Annotated in this window: 2 protein-coding genes; one reads left to right on the forward strand and one right to left on the reverse strand. The window is 27.8% G+C overall.

Annotated elements, in window-relative coordinates; all coding sequences use genetic code 11:
- Window positions 1–88: 88 nt before the first annotated feature.
- Window positions 89–457, forward strand: a complete 369-nt coding sequence (locus tag ACYVTD_RS14420) for a hypothetical protein (RefSeq protein WP_461248410.1) — start codon at window positions 89–91, stop codon at window positions 455–457.
- On the opposite strand, the gene ACYVTD_RS14425 is transcribed toward ACYVTD_RS14420, so the two are convergent.
- Window positions 444–716, reverse strand: a complete 273-nt coding sequence (locus tag ACYVTD_RS14425; RefSeq protein ID WP_461248411.1) for a type I restriction enzyme HsdR N-terminal domain-containing protein — start codon at window positions 714–716, stop codon at window positions 444–446. The genes ACYVTD_RS14420 and ACYVTD_RS14425 overlap by 14 nt on opposite strands.
- Between the last annotated feature and the right edge of the window lie 128 nt (window positions 717–844).

The raw sequence follows: 844 nt of genomic DNA on the forward strand, positions 1-844 counted from the left end.
CATCAGAGCAATTCGCAGAACGAATAAAACAGGATGCAATAAAAGAGGCGGAGGCGGAACTGATGATAACGATGTTTTTTCTTAGTTAGTGAATATTATACTTTCTAAAATACAAGATGAAAGTGAAAAGAAAAAAGGAGATAAATATGATTTTCAAATATTTTCATATAAGGATGGAGAAAGTTTTGAAGATAACGAAACATTATTTGATAGAATAAATGAATTATACCGCCGAGCTTTAAAACAAAGATTAAATATTTTAGAAGAAAATAAACTTAATAAATCTTATGTTATTGACGAAAATAAATTTTCACTTAGTAAATTAAAATATGCTGTTTTAGAATTGGAAAGATTTAGCTTTGTTGACGGTAAAAATAGTTTTAGTGGGAAAGATATTTTAGGTAGTTTTTTTGAAGGGATAATAAGAGAAGGATTTAAACAAACTAAAGGACAATAATGTCTATTCTAGGTTTGTTGACCTTTGGATGCCCAAAATCATATTCTGTTTCAATTTCTATCCTTTCTGGTTTATATCCCAATTCATTTACAAGTTTTGTAAGTATAAAAGAACGGACTACTTCTTCTGGTTTGTATTTTTTAATCTTCCACCCTTTGATTTTGTCCGTATATTGGACTTTTTTCTTTTCAAAATCATATTCCTCGACAACTTTAATTTTCTGTTTGTCAAGGTAGGTTTTGACTATATCATAATCCATGAAATACTATAATAAAGGAATAAATAAAAAAGTCAAGACAAATCAAAAAGTGTCTGAAATATCTTTTCTGTAGTATGTTCGCATGGTAACAGTTACAGCAAAGCAATATATAATAATTACTTCAACAA

The sequence above is a fragment of the Treponema sp. R6D11 genome (assembly GCF_054786075.1).